Consider the following 17,668-nt stretch of genomic DNA (forward strand, 5'->3'; position numbering starts at 1 on the left):
GATAAGATTTCCCACCGTAAGGGTAAGACCCCAGGAAGACTACCTGGTTGATAGGTCGGAGGTGGAAGTGCAGTAATGTATGTAGCTTACCGATACTAATAGGTCGAGGACTTGACCAAACTTAAATGATTAAATCATAAATGATATGCAGTTTTTAGAGTACTAACTTAAAAATATCATATATACTTAATGTATAATGTGTTAATATTCTATATGTGTGATAATTTAAAATTATGTGGTTATTATAGCAAAGAGGATACACCTGTTCCCATTCCGAACACAGAAGTTAAGCTCTTTAGCGCTGATGGTACTTGGGGGGCAACCTCCTGGGAGAGTAAGACATAGCCACGTAAAGTGCCGAAGTGGCGGAACTGGCAGACGCACAGGACTTAAAATCCTGCGGGACTTACCTCTCGTACCGGTTCGATTCCGGTCTTCGGCACCATATTTAATATCGCGGGGTGGAGCAGTTGGCAGCTCGTCGGGCTCATAACCCGAAGGTCGCAGGTTCAAGTCCTGCCTCCGCAACCATTAAAATGGCCCATTGGTCAAGCGGTCAAGACACCGCCCTTTCACGGCGGTAACAGGGGTTCGATTCCCCTATGGGTCACCATATATCCCGGGACTATAGCTCAGCTGGGAGAGCACCTGCCTTACAAGCAGGGGGTCACAGGTTCGAGCCCTGTTAGTCCCACCATTTGCGGCCTGGTAGTTCAGCTGGTTAGAATGCCAGCCTGTCACGCTGGAGGTCGAGGGTTCGAGTCCCTTCCAGGTCGCCATTTAAGCGGGAATAGTTCAGTGGTAGAGCGCAACCTTGCCAAGGTTGAAGTCGCGAGTTCGAATCTCGTTTCCCGCTCCATTAATTTAAATATATGGGTGCATAGCTCAGCTGGATAGAGCAACGCCCTTCTAAGGCGTGTGTCCGGGGTTCGAATCCCTGTGCGCTCACCAATATAAAAAGTTTCACTTAGGTGAAACTTTTTTTTTATAAAAATAAATATTCTAAATATAAGTAGATACTAAATAATTTGTATATACTTATATTAATATAGTATAATACATAGTATAAATTAGAAGTAATTATTAAACAGGAGGATAAGACTGTGTTCGATATAAAGTCTTTTTTTGATGGATTTATAGATATAATCTTAAGAATGAGTATATTTGATTTAATAGATATATCTATAGTAGCATATATCTTTTATAAAATTTTTATGTTTATAAAAGATACAAGAGCTGAACAAGTTCTTAAAGGAATAGTATTTTTATTATTAGCAACTCAGCTTAGTTCAACCTTTAAATTACATACACTTTATTGGTTGCTTGTAAATACCCTTCAAATAGGGCTTTTATCGGCAATTATAATTTTCCAACCTGAACTTAGAGCAGGTTTAGAACATATAGGAAGAACTCAGTTCAATTTCTTTGTAAAAGGAAATAATACAAATGAGGATTTAAATAAGACGATAGAAGAAATTATAGAGGCTCTGTACTCTTTATCAAGACAAAAGATAGGTGCACTTATTATAATGGAAAGAAAGACGAAAATATCAGATATAATAAGTACAGGTACTGAAATAGATGGAGATGTATCTAGACAATTGTTAATAAATATATTTATACCAAATACTCCGTTACATGATGGCGCTGTAGTTATAAGGGGATCAAAGGTAAAAGCAGCTGCTTGCTTTTTACCATTAACTCAAAGCAAAGATTTGAGTAAAGATTTAGGTACTAGACATAGAGCAGGTGTAGGAGTAAGTGAAGTATCTGACTGTATAACGTTAATAGTATCAGAAGAGACAGGCGAAGTATCTATAGCTAAATCAGGTAAATTATATAGAAATATTTCAAAGGAGAGAATGACCAATATATTACAGAATAACTTAAAAAGCAATACAGAAGAAAGAAGTTTTTTAAAAGGTGGTATATTTAGATGATAGAAAAGCTTAAAGAAAATACAAAAATAAAATTAATATCTCTCTTAAGTGCAATAGTTTTATGGATGTATGTGATGGCTATAGTTGATCCTCAAGAAACAAAGTTGTTTGAAAACATACCTGTTACAATAACTAATCTTGATGAATTGGATGCTAATGATTTTGTTATATATCCAGAAGTAAATTTAAATACAGATATATATGTTACTGGAAAGTTATCTGTACTAAAAAATATATCAAAAGATGATATAACAGTTTATGGAACTATGACTAATCTCATAGAAGGTAATAATGGTGTATTCTTGAAAGCAAATATATCTAAGGGTGTTACATATGAACTTAAGCCAGATACTATAGTGATTCCTTTAGAAAAGATAGTTGAAGAAAAAAGATCTGTGGATGTAGTAGTCACAGGTAAATATAAAAATAATTTTGATTCAGTTCAATTAGAAGAAGATAGTGTAAAGATATCAGGACCAAGAAGTTTAGTTAAAGAAGTACAAAAATTACAAGCAACACTTGATGTAGATGAAAATAAAGATATTTATACAACAACATTAAACCTTATACCTATTAATGATAAAGGTCAAAAAGTAGAGGGTGTAACTATGGAAACTTCTTCAGTAAACGCTACAGTATCACTATTAGTAGAAAAAAATGTGCCTATAAATCCTGTATTTACAGAAAGCAGTGAAAGCTTAAGTACATATGAATTAAGTCAAAATAATATAACAATTAAAGGTAAAAAGGATATAGTTGATAATATAACATCTATTAATACAAAAGCCATAAATTTAAAGGATGTCAATGCAGGATCATCTAAAGATGTTCAACTAGATATTCCTGTGGGAATTAAAATTGATGAAAGTGTAAGGATAACTATAAAAATAAATGAAGTAAAAAATTTAGTAACTAAATTAACATATACTAATGATGAAGTAGAAATAAGAAATAATAATAACTCTATAGACGTAGCAACCTTAAAAATACCAAACACAATAGATATAGATGTTGAACACAAAGAAAATATTCCAGATTTGAATAAATCTGATATTACTTTATACATAGATTTATCTGATGGTAATGATAGTTTTACTATAAAATATGAATCTAAATATGATTTTGAAAATGTTAAAATAAATCCGGATGTTGTTACAGTTGAATAAAGAAAAATAAGGTGATAATGTAATTTATGTTAATTATGTTATCACCTTATTTTTGTCTGAAAATAGAGTAATTATTAAGCTGATAAATTGTAATAATTGAGCAGAGTATGCACATATATATAACTGTAGAAAAATTAATTTATATAACTACTGATACAATAAAAATATTGATTAATGATGTTAAAGGGTGAAAAAAGATGAGTAAAGTGTTTAAGGTTTTAACTATCAATCCTGGTTCTACATCAACTAAAATAGCAATATTTAAAAACGATGATTTAATACTAGAAAAAACATTAAGGCATTCTGTGGAAGAAATAAATAAATATAAAAGGATATCAGATCAACTTGAATTTAGAAGCAATTTAATTAAAAAATGTTTAATGGAAAATAATATACCAATGACAGAGCTAGATGCAGTAGTAGGTAGAGGAGGATTACTCATGCCTATAGAAGGAGGTACTTATCATGTGAATAGCAAGATGTTATCAGATTTAAGAGAGGGTGTATTAGGAGAACATGCATCAAATTTAGGTGGAATAATTGCTCATGAAATAGCTCAAAAGTTAAATATACCATCTTATATTGTTGACCCTGTAGTAGTAGATGAACTAGATGAGGTTGCAAGGATATCTGGCATACCGGAAATTAAAAGGAAAAGCATATTTCATGCTCTAAATCAAAAAGCAATAGGTAGAAGAGCTGCAAAAGATTTAAATAAGGTATATGAACAATGTAATTTTATAATAGCTCATATGGGTGGTGGGATTTCAGTAGGTGCTCATTCAAAAGGCAGAGTTATAGATGTAACGAATGGATTAGATGGAGAAGGTCCTTTTTCTCCAGAAAGAAGCGGAGGATTACCTGTGGGTGATTTAATAAAGTTATGTTTTAATAAAAAATACTCACAAGATGAAATTAATAAAAAGATAAAAGGAATGGGCGGATTAGTTGCATATTTAAATACCAATGATATAAGGGAAATAGAGAGAAAAATAGATGATGGTGATGAAGATGCAAGGTTAATTCATCATGCTATGGTATATCAAATATGCAAAGAAATAGGAGCGTATTCGACTGTTTTAAAAGGAAATATTGATGCAATACTTTTAACTGGAGGAATAGCATATTCAAATCTTATTACATCAATGATTAAAGAATCTGTAAAGTTTATTGCACCAGTTATAGTATATCCTGGTGAGGATGAAATGATTGCGTTGGCTCAAGGTGCTCTTAGGGTATTAAAATGTGAAGAACAGGAAAAGGTTTACAAATAAAATCTGAAGATATAAATAGGTGATATATATGATAATTAACGATAAAAGAATAAGAATCATAACAGGGCATTATGGGAGTGGAAAGACAGAATTTGCAATAAATTATGTTATGAGATTAAGAGAATTAACAAATAAGAATATAGCTGTAGCAGATTTAGATGTAGTAAATGCATATTTCAGAATAAGAGAGAAAAAGAAAGAACTAGAAAATGCTAACATATTAACTATAGATAGTTCAATTGATGCACCAAACTTAGATTTACCTGCACTATCAGCTCAAATTATGACACCAATAAATGATAAATCTTATGAATATGTAATGGATGTAGGCGGAGATAATGTAGGAGCAAGAGTTGTTGGAAGATTTTCAGATATAATAGAAAAAGAGGAATACGATATGTTATTTGTAGTAAATGCTAATAGAGAGAAAACACAAACACCAGATCAAGTTATACAATATATAAAATCAATAGAAAACTCATCAAAATTAAAAATAACAGGTTTAATCAATAATACACACCTAATTAGAGATACAAGAGTAGAAGACATATTAAAAGGAGAGAAAGTTGTAAAAAAGGTTTCTGAAGATTTATGTATTCCTGTTAAGTATACTTCTTGTTTAGAAAATCTTGTATGTGAATTACCTAAAAATATAGAAGGCGAAATTATTCCTATAAAACTTCATATGAGAGAAGATTGGATGTAATAAATTTAAAAATATATTTTTAAGGGGGATATAAAATGGCTAAAGGAAAGGTTGCTTTCGATAATGAAAGATGTAAAAGTTGTGGTTTATGCATAGAGGCCTGTCCAAATAGAATTATTCAAATTGATAAATCTACTATAAATCAAAAAGGGTATAATCCAGCGATTGTAGTAGATATGGATAAATGCGTGGGTTGTGCAAATTGTGCTCTTATGTGTCCAGATGTAGTTATAACTGTGGAAAGAGAATAATTTTATAAGGGGGGAATTAAAATGGATAAGGTACTTATGAAAGGAAATGAAGCATTTGGTAGAGCTGCCATAGAAGCAGGATGTAAATATTTTTTTGGGTATCCAATAACTCCACAAAGTGAATTACCAGAGTACTTATCAAGAGAATTACCTAAAATAGGTGGAGTCTTCTTGCAAGCAGAATCAGAAATTTCTGCAATAAATATGGTTTATGGTGCAGCAGGTTCAGGCGCTAGAGTAATGACATCTTCATCTTCTCCAGGCATAGCACTTAAACAAGAAGGAATAACATATGCTGCGGGAGCAGAACTTCCATGTGTAATTATAAATGTAATGAGAGGTGGACCAGGATTAGGTAGCATACAAGCATCACAATCAGATTATTTTATGGCAACAAGAGGAGGGGGAAATGGTGATTATAGAACACCTGTATTTGCACCATCTTCTGTACAAGAAGCTGTAGATATGATTATAGAAGCATTTGATGTTGCTGATAAATATAGAACTCCTGTCGTAGTTTTAGCTGATGGTATGATAGGTCAAATGATGGAACCTGTTGAGTTTAACAATGCTAATAAAAAAGATATACCATCAAAAGACTGGGCTACAGTAGGTACTAAGGGGAAAAGAAAACCGAATGTAATAAACTCTTTATATTTAGCTCCAGAAGCATTAGAAGAGCATTGTATTAATTTAGATAAGAAGTTTAAAAAAATAGAAGAAAATGAAGTTCAATATGAAATGTATAAAACAGAAGATGCAGAATTTGTATTTGTAGCTTATGGAACTACATCAAGAATTGTAAAGACTACAATTGAAAATTTAAGAGAAGAAGGAATTAAAGTAGGTTTAATAAGACCTAAAGTTTTATGGCCATTCCCTTTTGAAGCTTTCAAACAAATACCTAATGCGAAGAATATACTTACAGTTGAAATGAGTACAGGGCAGATGGTTGATGATGTTAAGATAGCAGTTGAAGGAAAATTACCAGTATATTTTTATGGTAGAACAGGTGGAATGACACCGTCACCAATAGAAATATCAAATAAAGTAAAGGAAATAATAGGGTATAACATTTGTGCAGGAGGTGCAGAGTAATGGCTGTTGTATTTAAGAAAACTAAAGGTTTAACGGATGCAAAAACACATTATTGTCCAGGATGTACACATGGAATTATTCATAGATTAGTAGCTGAAGTATTAGAAGAGTTGGGGGTATTAGGGGATACTATAGGTGTTGTACCAGTAGGATGTTCCGTATTAGCATATAACTACTTTAATTGTGACGTACAAGAAGCTGCTCACGGAAGAGCTCCAGCTTGTGCGACAGGAGTAAAAAGAGTACATCCTGATAAAATCGTATTTACTTATCAAGGTGATGGAGATTTAGCATCTATAGGTACTGCAGAAATTGTTCATGCAGCAGCTAGAGGTGAAAAAATAACTACTATATTTGTAAACAACACAACATATGGAATGACAGGAGGGCAAATGGCACCAACAACTTTAATTGGTCAAAAAGCGACAACTGCACCATATGGTAGGGATCCAAGATTACAGGGATATCCTATAAAAATGAGTGAGATGTTATCTACTCTAACTGGAGCAGTATTTGTAGAGAGGGTTACTGTGGATACACCAGCAAATGTTAGAAAAGCTAAAAAAGCTATAAAGAAAGCTTTCCAAGTTCAATTATCAGGTTTAGGGTTTGCTATAGTAGAAGTACTATCTACTTGTCCTACTAACTGGGGGTTAGCTCCAAATGATGCACTTAAGTGGTTAAGAGAGAATATGATTCCATACTACCCAATTAAAAACTTTAAAGATATAGAGATTAATGGGGAGGTGAAATAATATGTCTACTTACAGGGTGATTTGTGCAGGATTTGGAGGGCAAGGTGTAATGTCTATGGGTCAATTATTAACATATGCAGGAATGATAGAGGGTAAAGAGGTTTCCTGGTTGCCATCTTATGGTCCTGAAATGCGTGGAGGGACTGCAAATTGTTCGGTTACAGTGTCTGATAAGCCAATAGGATCTCCTATTATATCAGGTGATGCAACTTGTGCTATAATAATGAATTTACCATCTTTAGAAAAATTTGAACAAGAAATAGAGCCAGGAGGAATATTATTGATAAATAGCTCATTAATCCATCAAAAACCTAAGAGAGATGATATTAATTCTTATTACATTCCAGCGAATGAATTATCACAGGAATTAGGAGGAACTAAATTTGCAAATATGATAATGCTAGGTGCATATTTAAAATTAACTAATACAGTAGAAGTAGAATCAGTACTAGAAGCATTTAAAAAAGTATTCGGTCCTAAAAAAGAAAAATATTTAGGTGTAAATAGAGAAGCAATACAACTTGGAATGAAGCAAATATTATAAATTAAGTTAGAAGAAAAATATTCAGATAAAGTAAAAAGATAAAGCAAAGAAGGCAATAGAGTTTTGTTTCTATTGTCTTTTTTTTACTTTAGTATTAAAATACTCATATGACTTATAATATCAAATATAACAAATATAAAAATAATAGAATATAGATAGATATAGAATATATTTATAAAGCTTTTCAACTTGAAAGGAGATTATCAATGAGAAAATATTTTGGTACTGATGGTGTAAGAGGAGTAGCTAATACAGAATTAACATGTGACTTAGCTTATAAGTTAGGTAGAGCAGGGGGGTATGTTTTAGCTCAAGGAGATCACAGAGTTAAAGTTGTAGTAGGAAAAGATACTAGAATATCAGGAGATATGCTAGAGGCAGCTTTAATATCAGGTTTAATGTCTGTAGGCTGTGATGTTATAACAGTTGGAGTAGTACCTACACCAGCAGTTGCTTATTTAACTAAAAAATACAATGCAGACTGTGGGGTAGTTATATCGGCTTCACACAATCCAGTAGAATATAATGGAATAAAATTCTTTAATAAAGATGGATATAAATTAGATGATGCAATAGAACTAGAAATAGAGAAATATATAGACGATATAGATAAGGTAGAATGTTCACCTATAGGAGAGCATGTAGGTAGAAGAATACACAAGCATGATGCTAAAAAAGATTATGTAAATTATCTAAAATCAATTATAAATGTAGATTTTAAAGGATTAAAAGTTGTACTAGACTGTGCTAATGGAGCTGCATACGAAGTGGCACCAACAGTATTTAAAGAATTAGGAGCAGAAGTAGTATCTATAAATAGTAATCCAGATGGAAATAATATAAATGATAAGTGTGGATCAACTCATCCAGAGCAACTGAAAGAAGCTGTTTTAGAATATAAAGCAGACTTAGGTTTAGCATATGATGGTGATGCAGACAGACTAATTGCTGTAAATGAGAAGGGACAAATAGTTGATGGCGACCATATAATGATATTAAGTGCTATCTATTTAAAGAAAAATAATAAATTAGCTCAAGATACTTTAGTTGTAACAGTAATGAGTAATATAGGATTAACTATAGCAGCTAAGGAAAATGGGATAAAATTAGCAACTACATCAGTAGGAGATAGATATGTACTTGAAGAAATGAAAAATAGTGGTTATAATTTAGGAGGAGAACAATCAGGACATATGATTTTCTTAGATTATAATACTACTGGAGATGGAGTTTTAAGTTCTTTAGTTCTTTCTAAAATAGTACTAGAAGAAAATAAAACTTTATCAGAACTTGCATCTGTGATGACTCAATACCCACAAGTATTAGTTAATGCAAGAATCAGCAATGAAAATAAAAATAAATACATGGAAATAAAAGAGATAAGCGATGAAATATCGAGAATAGAAAGCTTATTAGATGGTTGTGGAAGAGTATTAATAAGACCATCAGGAACAGAACCATTAGTAAGAGTTATGTTAGAGGGTAAAGAGGAAGGTCAAATAAAAGAATTAGCTACAAATTTAGCAAATCTTATACAAGAAAAATTATCATAATTAATATAGGTTGCCAATGTATTAAAATGAATTTATACGATATCTAGGTCGAAGAGGAAGTTAAATTTTCCTCTTAAACCTTGATATTATTTAAGTCTTTTGTACATTTAACTATATTTGATAAGCGCCAGAACTTAGATGTCGTCTCTTTAAGATTAAAGCAAATTAGTTCTAAGTTGACGAGGACAGAGTTAATCGAACTATCGGCGGATGCTCTGCGGTGCGTTTACCATCGAAAGAACTTCTTCAAATCATAAGAGTGATCTTGTGGACAAAGAGAAGCTCAAGTAAACTTATATGACCTACTCTTAAAAAATATAATTTTTTTAGGAGGCTACAATATATGTGTGGTATAGTTGGATATTTAGGAAATAGACAGGCAACAGAAGTACTTGTTGAAGGACTTTCAAAGTTAGAGTACAGAGGATATGACTCAGCAGGTGTTGCAGTAAATGTTGGAAATGAATTAGAAATAAGAAAGTTTAAAGGAAGACTTGCAATTCTTGCAGAAGATTTAGAAAAAAATCCTATTAATGGTGGATTAGGAATAGGACATACAAGATGGGCAACTCATGGAGAACCATCAGATGTAAATTCACATCCTCATTTCAATATGGCGAAAACAATAGCTGTAGTGCACAATGGTATAATAGAAAACTACATGGAATTAAGAGAAGAATTACAAGCAGAAGGTGTTGTATTCTTATCTCAAACAGATACAGAGGTTGTTGCTCACTTAGTAGATAAGTTCTATGAAGGAAACTTATTAGATGCAGTTTATAAGGCAACTGAAAAGTTAAGAGGAGCATATGCATTAGGTGTTATATGTAAAGATAATAATAATGAATTAGTTGCTGTAAGAAAAGATAGTCCATTAATAGTAGGTATAGGAGAAGATGAAAACTTTATAGCATCTGATATACCTGCAATATTAAAATATACTAGAAATGTTTATTTCTTAGAAAATGATGAATATGTTCATATTCAAGGATCTAATGTAACTATTTTAGATGAAAATAGAAATGTTGTAGAAAAGGAATTAAATGAAATAACTTGGGATGTAGAGGCTGCTTCTAAAGCTGGGTATGATCATTTTATGTTAAAAGAGATATATGAACAACCAAGCGGGGTTAAAGAAACTTTAATAAGACGATTAAATTCTGATGGAGAAATCCAATTAGATGATATAAAAATGACTAAGGAAGACCTAGATAAAATAAATAGAGTTTATATAGTTGCATGTGGTACTGCATATCATGCAGGGCTTGTTGGAAAATTTGCAATAGAGAAGTTTGCTCATATACCAGTAATAACTGATATAGCATCTGAATTTAGATACAGAGATCCATTTATAGATGATAAGACTTTATTAATATTAGTAAGTCAATCAGGTGAAACTGCTGATACTTTAGCATCTTTAAGATATGCAAAAGAAAAAGGAGCTAGAATATTATCGGTAACTAATGTTGTTGGTTCTTCTATAGCTAGAGAATCAGATGATGTATTCTACACTTGGGCAGGACCTGAAATCTCAGTTGCATCAACTAAAGCATATACAACTCAATTAGTATCATTCTATATGATAGCGTTAGACTTTGCTATAAGGAAAGGTACTATAAGCAGAGAATACTACAATGAAATGATAGAAAAATTAAAAGATATGCCTGAATTAGTTTCTAAAGCTTTAGAACAAGAAACTCATATAAAAGAAGATGTAGCTAAAGAGTTAAAAAATGCAACTAGTGCATTCTATTTAGGTAGAGGATTAGATTATAATTTAGCTATGGAAGGTGCATTAAAGATAAAAGAAATATCTTATATCCATGCAGAAGCTTTTGCAGCTGGAGAATTAAAGCATGGTACAATAGCATTAATAGAAGAAGGAACTCCTGTTATCGCAATAGCTACTCAAGAAGAGCTATTTGAAAAAATGGTTTCTAATATGCAAGAAGTTAAGGCTAGAGGAGCTTACGTTATAGCAGTAGCTCAAGAGCATAATAAAGAAGTAGAAAAAGCAGCAGATAAGGTAATATATATACCAAATGTTGATGATATATTATCAAGTATATTAACTGTTTTACCACTTCAATTATTATCTTACTATGTTGCAGTTCAAAGGGGCTGTGATGTAGATAAACCAAGAAACTTAGCAAAATCGGTAACTGTAGAATAGATGAAAAATAAAGGTAGAAATATCTTAAAATTAAGTTAATTGTAAGGCTTTTGGGCTGGAATTAAATTTTAGATTCCAGTCCTTATTTATTATTACTAAAAAATATTTTAAGACAATAACATATTTATTTTTTAGATGAATAATAGTTTGACAAGCAGTATATCCTCCTTAAAGTTGTCAATAATTTAAGTATAAATTATAAACTTAAGGGGGATTTATTATGAATAAAATAAAATATATTGCTATATTTATAGTGTTGTTATTATTAGGAGCTATATCATCCTATGCTGATATTAAGTTTGATAATTCATATGATAGATTTTTAGAAGCTTTTGAAAATAGTGAAGCTAAATTTAAATTTTATAGTATGAAAGCTAATGTTCCTATAGAATATGATATAAATAGTGATGAAATAAAAAGTATATGCATAGAATTAATGAGTAATCTAGGGATGGAAGAAAGTAATGTAAAGATAGAAGATAAATGGAATAAAGAAGAAAAACAAATATACCTTCAGGCCAAGGATGAAGATACTAGTATATCAATTATCGGAATCAAAAAAAGTAGTTCTGAATCATATATAATGGTTGACATATTAGATAATAAAGTATATAAAAATATAGTAGATATTTATGCCATTTTGGAAAATAATCTGAATAAGTATTCTCAAGAGGTTGAAATCTATACTTGTATAGCTGGAGAATATGGCAAAAAGTTACAAATCGATAAATATGATGATATTTTGAATAAAATATTATATAATATGAATGCTGAAGTTATAGATAAAGTACAAGAAGAAAACTTTTTATCTATAACAGCATATAGTAAAGTATTAAAAGAAAATTACTTAGAATGTTTTGGAAATAAGATAAATTTAAATATAGGAATTAGGTATAGCGAGGACGATGAAAAAACTTTAATATATATTGCTACACCGATTATAAAATTAGATTATTAATGAGGAGAGGCAAATAACATGGCTAAAATAATTGTAAAAAAGAGTAACCCACTTAAAGGTAGTGTTAAAATAGATGGAGCAAAGAATGCTGTATTACCGATAATAGCAGCAACATTATTAGCAAAAGGAAAATCAGTAATAAAGGAAGTTCCTAACTTAAGAGATGTTCACGTTATATCAGATTTATTAAGACATTTAGGTGCAGAAGTTGAATACGAAGGGAAAACTTTAACTGTAGATGCTACGAATATAACTACATGTGAAGCACCATATGAATTAGTAAGAAAAATGAGAGCGTCATTCTTAGTTATGGGACCATTATTGTCTAGATTTAATCATACAAAAATATCTATGCCAGGAGGATGTGCTATAGGAACAAGACCTATAGACTTACATTTAAAAGGATTTAAATGTTTAGGTGCAGATGTTGAAATAGACCACGGATTTGTAGAAGCTAGAACAGAAAAGTTAAAAGGGGCTAAATTATATTTAGATTTCCCATCTGTTGGAGCAACTGAAAATATAATGATGGCGGCATGTTTAGCAGAAGGAACTACTATAATTGAGAATGCAGCGGAAGAACCAGAGATAGTAGACTTAGCTAATTTCTTAAATGAAATGGGTGCAGATGTAAAAGGTGCAGGGACAAATACTATAAGAATAAAAGGTGTTAAAGAATTAATAGGTGCAGAGCATACTGTTATACCTGATAGAATAGAAGCAGCGACTTATATGGTTGCAGCAGCTATGACTAAGGGAGATATAGTTATAGAGAACGTATTAATGGAGCATTTGAAGCCTGTTACTGCAAAATTAAAAGAAGCAGGATGTAAAATCATAGAATTAGAAAATGCTGTTAGAGTTATAGGCCCTGAAACTTTAAAGCCTATAGATATAAAAACTTTACCACATCCAGGATTCCCTACAGATGTTCAAGCTCAATTTATGGCAATGCTTACTGTAGCTAAAGGAACTGGTGTAGTTATAGAAACTGTTTTTGAAAATAGATATATGCACGTAGCTGAATTTAATAGAATGGGTGCAAATATAAAAATAGAAGGAAGAACAGCTGTGGTAAAAGGTGTAGACCAATTATACGGAGCAAAGGTAAATGCTACAGACTTAAGAGCTGGTGCAGCTCTTATACTATGTGGACTTATAGCAGAAGGAGATACTGAAATAGGTGAAATATACCACATACAAAGAGGTTATGTAGATATAGATAAAAAAATAACTGCATTAGGTGGAAATATAGAAATAGTAGAAGACTAATTAATATAAATAGTTCAGTAATAAATATACAGGGTTTTTCATATACTTTAAGGATATTAGCTAAGCTAAGGAGGAAAGAATATGAAAAACCCTTTAGTAATTTTAGCGGGATTAGTTTTTTTATGTATATCTATACCCGTTATTTTAAGTACAGCATTTTATAAAGATTCAGAAATAAGTAGCATAAATGAAGACATTAAAATAGATGTCGAGACTAAGAAAGATAAACAAGAACAAAAAGAGAAAGAAGTAATAAGCTATGAGACTGTAGATAAAGAGGCACCAAAAATAAAGGTATATAATCATAATAAAGGTATAATAGAATCTATGGACATAGAAACTTATCTTTATGGTGTTCTATCAGGTGAAATGTCTGCAAAATTTAATATAGAGGCATTGAAGGCTCAAGCAATAGCAGCAAGAACATTTGTAATTAATAAAAAAGAAAATACTGCTTCGAGTGGTCATAAGAATGCAGTAGTTTGTACCAACTATAAACATTGTCAAGAATATAAAAGTTATGAAGAGTTAAAATCAACTAATGGAACTCAATGGATGGAGGAATACTATCCAAAAATAAAAAAAGCTGTAGATGAAACCAAAGGTCAAATTATAGTTTATGAAGATAAGCCGATATTACCATTATACTTCTCTACATCATCAGGAAAAACTGAAAATAGTGAAGAAGTTTTTTCGACACAATATCCGTATTTAAAATCTGTGGACAGCCCATATGATGGACAATCTCCTAAATACACATCAAAAGTAGTTATAAGCAAATTTGATTTCATTAACAATATGAAGAAGAGTTATCCGAACATAAGCATAAATTCAAATAATCTAAAAGATGATGTTAAAATATTAAATAGGAATGAAGGTGGATCTGTAGACAAAATAAAAATCGGTAATAAAGAACTTACGGGTGTAAATATTAGAAGTATATTTACCCTTAATTCTGCTAATTTTGAAATAGAATTTAAGGATGATAATGTGATATTTAATGTAAAAGGATATGGTCATGGAGTAGGGATGAGTCAATGGGGAGCAGAAGGTATGGCAGAAGAAGGATTTTTATATTATGAAATATTAAGATATTATTATACAGGTACGGAAATTAAAGACCTATATTAAATAAAAATATATGGACAAATTGTATAAAAATAGAAAATAGAGGAAACACTCCAAATGTATTAATATATTTGGAGGTGCTGTATGAAAAAGAAGTTATTAGAAAATGATATTTTTTATCTATCGTTATTTGTATGCGTATGCTTAGTAGCAGTAGGCGGAGTTTGGCTTACAAATAGTAATGTTAATAAATTGGCTAGTAATGATGCAGAGAGAAATGAAGAGATACATTTAATAGATAATGATAAAAAAGAAGATGCAATACCAACGACTACTGATTCTGATCAAAATTTAGCTAAGGCGAAAGAAGAGAAAGAAAATAGTAGTGATAAATTAAGTTTCTTAGGGACTAAGGTAATAAGAGATTTCTCAGAAAAAGAGCCTAGTTACTCAGAAACACTAAATGTATGGGAAATACATAAAGGTATTGATGTAAGTACAAAAAAAGGTCAAGAAATAAAGTCATTATTAAATGGAAAAGTAATAGACGTTTATAAAGATGATGAACATGGTATGTCTGTTAAAGTGAAATATGATAATGACATTATAGTGGTTTATTCAAATTTAAGTGAAGATATTAAAGTAGAAAAAAATCAAGAAGTAAAAGAAGGACAATGTATAGGCTTAGCAGGAAATACAACAACTGTTGAAAGTAAAAGTGAACAACATGTACATGTAGAGGCATTTAAAGGAGAAGAGTCTATAAATCCAATGTCTTTAATAGATTAAAAAATATAACAGACTTAATCATTATGATTAAGTCTGTTATATTTTTTGCTGTTTTTACATATATATCATTAAGGCTATTAGGTTAGGGGGGGAAATCTTGAAGTCGCATATAGAGGAAAGAGCCATAGTTGTAGCAAAATATATACTAGAGAAAAATACTACAGTTAGACAAACAGCCAAAACCTTTGGAGTAAGTAAAAGTACAATCCATAAAGATGTAACCGAACGATTAGAAGAAATAAACCCATCTCTAGCGAAAGAGGTTAAGAAGGTTTTAGAAAAAAATAAATCTGAGAGACACATCAGAGGGGGATTAGCTACAAAACTAAAATATGAAAAAGAAAACAAAAAAGATGTAGGGTAAAACCTACATTTTTTCTTGACTAAAGCAAATTTTTTGTATATCTTGTATCTAGGAGTATAAAGACAAATAAGATATGAAAATAAAGAGGAGTTGAAGAAATGGCTAGAGTTGACATAGGTATAGACTTAGGGACGGCAAACGTAATAGTTTATGTAAGTGGGAAAGGTATTGTTTTAGAAGAGCCATCTGTAGTAGCTATAGATAAAAGAACGAATTCTGTATTAGCTGTAGGAGCAGAAGCTAGGAAAATGATAGGGAGAACACCAGGCAATATAGTAGCAATAAGACCTTTAAGAGATGGTGTAATATCAGATTATGATGTAACGGAAAAAATGTTAAAATATTTCGTAGAGAAGGTAGTGGATAAAAAAGGCTTCGGAAGATTTTTTATGCCTAGAATAATGGTATGTGTTCCAACAGGGGTTACAGAGGTTGAAAAAAGAGCGGTAGAAGAAGCTACAAGACAAGCTGGTGCAAGAGAAGTTTATATAATTGAAGAACCTATAGCAGCAGCAATAGGAGCTGGAATAGACATATCTCAGCCTAATGGAAATATGGTAATAGATATAGGTGGAGGTACAGCTGATATAGCTGTAATATCTCTAGGAGGAGCTGTTGTTAGTGAATCTATTAAAATCGGTGGAGATAGATTTGACGAAGCTATAGTTAGATATATCAAAAAGCAAAAAAATCTTCTAATAGGGGAAAGAAGTGCAGAAAAATTAAAGATGGAAATAGGAACTGCAATTAAACCAAAAGAAGAAAAATATATGAAAATCAGTGGAAGAAATTTAGTTACAGGTCTTCCTGAATCTATGGAAATAGCATCTTCAGAAATATTAGAAGCTGTTAGTGAATGTGTAGAGCAAATAGTCATTGCAACTCGTTATGTTTTAGAGCAAACACCTCCAGAGCTAGCTGCAGACATAAGTGATAGAGGCATAATAATGACAGGTGGTGGATCTTTACTAAAAGGTTTAGATAAAAAGATACAGGAAAGTACTAATATAAAAGTATCAGTAGCAGAAGATGCCCTATCATGTGTAGCAAAAGGAACTGGAAGTTCATTAAGTTCGTTAGATTTATTAGAAATGGGCGGGACTTTTAAAAAGAAATAATTAAATTTTATATAAAAGAGCTATCTAAATTTTCTTAGATAGCTCTTTACTTTGATTGTGAAATTACGATTAAGTCGCTAAAAGAAGAGATAGTGCAATAGTTTCAGCTAACTCTAGTACAAAGCTAAGTCTGACATTATTGAATGAAAATCTATTGTTTTCATCAATTTTATCTACTATACCTACTATTGAAAAGTTTCCAACTTGAGGAAGTTTTTTACCGACTCCTTTTCCAGGAAGAATAGGTCCTTTTCTAATTTGTATATTACCTATACTATTTTTAGATCCGAGACAAGCATCAATGGCTAAAAACTCACCTTTAGGGTGAAGTTTTTTTACTTCTTCAATTGACTCATATATATTTAAAGCATGGATAGGATTATCTAAGGTACCGTAAACTGGGCATTTAAAATCGCTATTTTTTAGCATAGTTCCAACTAAAGGGCCTAGAGCATCACCTATAGCCCGATCTGTTCCTATACAAATAACAATAGTATTTTCATTTATAATATCTTTTAGTATTAAGCTTAATACTTGAGCTACATTCTCTTTTTTATAATTTACTTTAGCTAGATACATAGGAACACCCCCTTCAAAAATATATGAACTTTCAATATGAAAAATGCCTAACTTTAGATT

The 17,668-nt window shown here is 31.3% G+C and carries 17 protein-coding genes, 7 tRNA genes and 2 rRNA genes; 25 read left to right on the forward strand and 1 reads right to left on the reverse strand.

Annotated features, from left to right (window positions below; all coding sequences use genetic code 11):
- The 25 genes from H8923_RS13310 to mreB all read left to right on the forward strand — a co-directional run.
- Window positions 1-119, forward strand: a 23S ribosomal RNA gene (locus H8923_RS13310); the annotation flags it as partial.
- 115 nt (window positions 120-234) lie between these two features.
- Window positions 235-351 (forward strand): 5S ribosomal RNA (gene rrf / locus H8923_RS13315).
- Between the two features lie 5 nt (window positions 352-356).
- Window positions 357-445: transfer RNA gene (locus tag H8923_RS13320), tRNA-Leu, on the forward strand.
- Window positions 446-455: 10 nt separating this feature from the next.
- Window positions 456-531: transfer RNA gene (locus tag H8923_RS13325), tRNA-Met, on the forward strand.
- Window positions 532-538: 7 nt separating this feature from the next.
- A tRNA-Glu gene (locus H8923_RS13330) sits at window positions 539-613 on the forward strand.
- Between the two features lie 8 nt (window positions 614-621).
- Window positions 622-697 (forward strand) — tRNA-Val (locus H8923_RS13335).
- A gap of 5 nt (window positions 698-702) precedes the next feature.
- Window positions 703-779: transfer RNA gene (locus H8923_RS13340), tRNA-Asp, on the forward strand.
- A 5-nt stretch (window positions 780-784) separates the two neighbouring features.
- Window positions 785-859 (forward strand) — tRNA-Gly (locus tag H8923_RS13345).
- A gap of 15 nt (window positions 860-874) precedes the next feature.
- Window positions 875-951: transfer RNA gene (locus H8923_RS13350), tRNA-Arg, on the forward strand.
- Between the two features lie 152 nt (window positions 952-1,103).
- The gene (gene cdaA, locus H8923_RS13355; RefSeq protein ID WP_187127954.1) at window positions 1,104-1,940 is read left to right on the forward strand and encodes a diadenylate cyclase CdaA; all 837 of its coding nucleotides are present in this window, start codon (window positions 1,104-1,106) and stop codon (window positions 1,938-1,940) included.
- Entirely contained in the window at window positions 1,937-3,106 is a 1,170-nt protein-coding gene (locus tag H8923_RS13360) for a CdaR family protein (RefSeq protein WP_153972445.1), read from the forward strand. The genes cdaA and H8923_RS13360 overlap by 4 nt, the downstream gene beginning before the upstream one ends.
- A gap of 197 nt (window positions 3,107-3,303) precedes the next feature.
- A complete protein-coding gene (gene buk / locus H8923_RS13365) occupies window positions 3,304-4,380 on the forward strand; it encodes a butyrate kinase (protein ID WP_153972446.1) in 1,077 nt (358 codons plus the stop codon).
- A 28-nt stretch (window positions 4,381-4,408) separates the two neighbouring features.
- Window positions 4,409-5,086 carry an ATP-binding protein gene (locus H8923_RS13370; protein WP_153972447.1) on the forward strand — a complete coding sequence of 226 codons (678 nt, stop codon included), beginning with the start codon at window positions 4,409-4,411 and terminating at the stop codon, window positions 5,084-5,086.
- 35 nt (window positions 5,087-5,121) lie between these two features.
- Entirely contained in the window at window positions 5,122-5,337 is a 216-nt protein-coding gene (locus tag H8923_RS13375; protein WP_153972448.1) for a 4Fe-4S binding protein, read from the forward strand.
- A gap of 21 nt (window positions 5,338-5,358) precedes the next feature.
- Window positions 5,359-6,435 carry a 3-methyl-2-oxobutanoate dehydrogenase subunit VorB gene (locus H8923_RS13380; RefSeq protein WP_153972449.1) on the forward strand — a complete coding sequence of 359 codons (1,077 nt, stop codon included), beginning with the start codon at window positions 5,359-5,361 and terminating at the stop codon, window positions 6,433-6,435.
- On the forward strand, window positions 6,435-7,190 hold the full coding sequence (locus H8923_RS13385) for a thiamine pyrophosphate-dependent enzyme (RefSeq protein WP_153972450.1): 756 nt from the start codon (window positions 6,435-6,437) through the stop codon (window positions 7,188-7,190). Before H8923_RS13380 ends, H8923_RS13385 begins: the two co-directional genes overlap by 1 nt.
- 1 nt (window position 7,191) lies before the next feature.
- On the forward strand, window positions 7,192-7,734 hold the full coding sequence (locus tag H8923_RS13390) for a 2-oxoacid:acceptor oxidoreductase family protein (protein ID WP_153972451.1): 543 nt from the start codon (window positions 7,192-7,194) through the stop codon (window positions 7,732-7,734).
- Between the two features lie 206 nt (window positions 7,735-7,940).
- Window positions 7,941-9,287, forward strand: a complete 1,347-nt coding sequence (gene glmM, locus H8923_RS13395; RefSeq protein ID WP_153972452.1) for a phosphoglucosamine mutase — start codon at window positions 7,941-7,943, stop codon at window positions 9,285-9,287.
- Between the two features lie 343 nt (window positions 9,288-9,630).
- Window positions 9,631-11,460, forward strand: a complete 1,830-nt coding sequence (glmS, locus tag H8923_RS13400; RefSeq protein ID WP_153972453.1) for a glutamine--fructose-6-phosphate transaminase (isomerizing) — start codon at window positions 9,631-9,633, stop codon at window positions 11,458-11,460.
- A gap of 220 nt (window positions 11,461-11,680) precedes the next feature.
- Window positions 11,681-12,418 carry a YwmB family TATA-box binding protein gene (locus H8923_RS13405; RefSeq protein WP_153972454.1) on the forward strand — a complete coding sequence of 246 codons (738 nt, stop codon included), beginning with the start codon at window positions 11,681-11,683 and terminating at the stop codon, window positions 12,416-12,418.
- A gap of 18 nt (window positions 12,419-12,436) precedes the next feature.
- Complete coding sequence (gene murA, locus H8923_RS13410) at window positions 12,437-13,690, forward strand: UDP-N-acetylglucosamine 1-carboxyvinyltransferase (RefSeq protein WP_153972455.1); 1,254 nt, start codon at window positions 12,437-12,439, stop codon at window positions 13,688-13,690.
- Between the two features lie 81 nt (window positions 13,691-13,771).
- Window positions 13,772-14,821, forward strand: a complete 1,050-nt coding sequence (gene spoIID / locus H8923_RS13415; protein WP_153972456.1) for a stage II sporulation protein D — start codon at window positions 13,772-13,774, stop codon at window positions 14,819-14,821.
- An 81-nt stretch (window positions 14,822-14,902) separates the two neighbouring features.
- The gene (locus tag H8923_RS13420; RefSeq protein WP_153972457.1) at window positions 14,903-15,547 is read left to right on the forward strand and encodes a M23 family metallopeptidase; all 645 of its coding nucleotides are present in this window, start codon (window positions 14,903-14,905) and stop codon (window positions 15,545-15,547) included.
- Window positions 15,548-15,644: 97 nt separating this feature from the next.
- Window positions 15,645-15,911, forward strand: a complete 267-nt coding sequence (spoIIID, locus tag H8923_RS13425; protein ID WP_147540461.1) for a sporulation transcriptional regulator SpoIIID — start codon at window positions 15,645-15,647, stop codon at window positions 15,909-15,911.
- 98 nt (window positions 15,912-16,009) lie between these two features.
- A complete protein-coding gene (mreB, locus tag H8923_RS13430; RefSeq protein WP_153972458.1) occupies window positions 16,010-17,029 on the forward strand; it encodes a rod shape-determining protein in 1,020 nt (339 codons plus the stop codon).
- Window positions 17,030-17,098: 69 nt separating this feature from the next.
- Here the strand turns inward: mreB and yyaC are convergent, their stop codons facing one another.
- Window positions 17,099-17,608, reverse strand: coding sequence for a spore protease YyaC (gene yyaC / locus H8923_RS13435; RefSeq protein WP_153972459.1), 510 nt, complete (start codon window positions 17,606-17,608; stop codon window positions 17,099-17,101).
- Between the last annotated feature and the right edge of the window lie 60 nt (window positions 17,609-17,668).

The organism is Romboutsia faecis, from assembly GCF_014323405.1.
In the GTDB taxonomy this organism is placed as follows: domain Bacteria; phylum Bacillota; class Clostridia; order Peptostreptococcales; family Peptostreptococcaceae; genus Romboutsia_E; species Romboutsia_E faecis.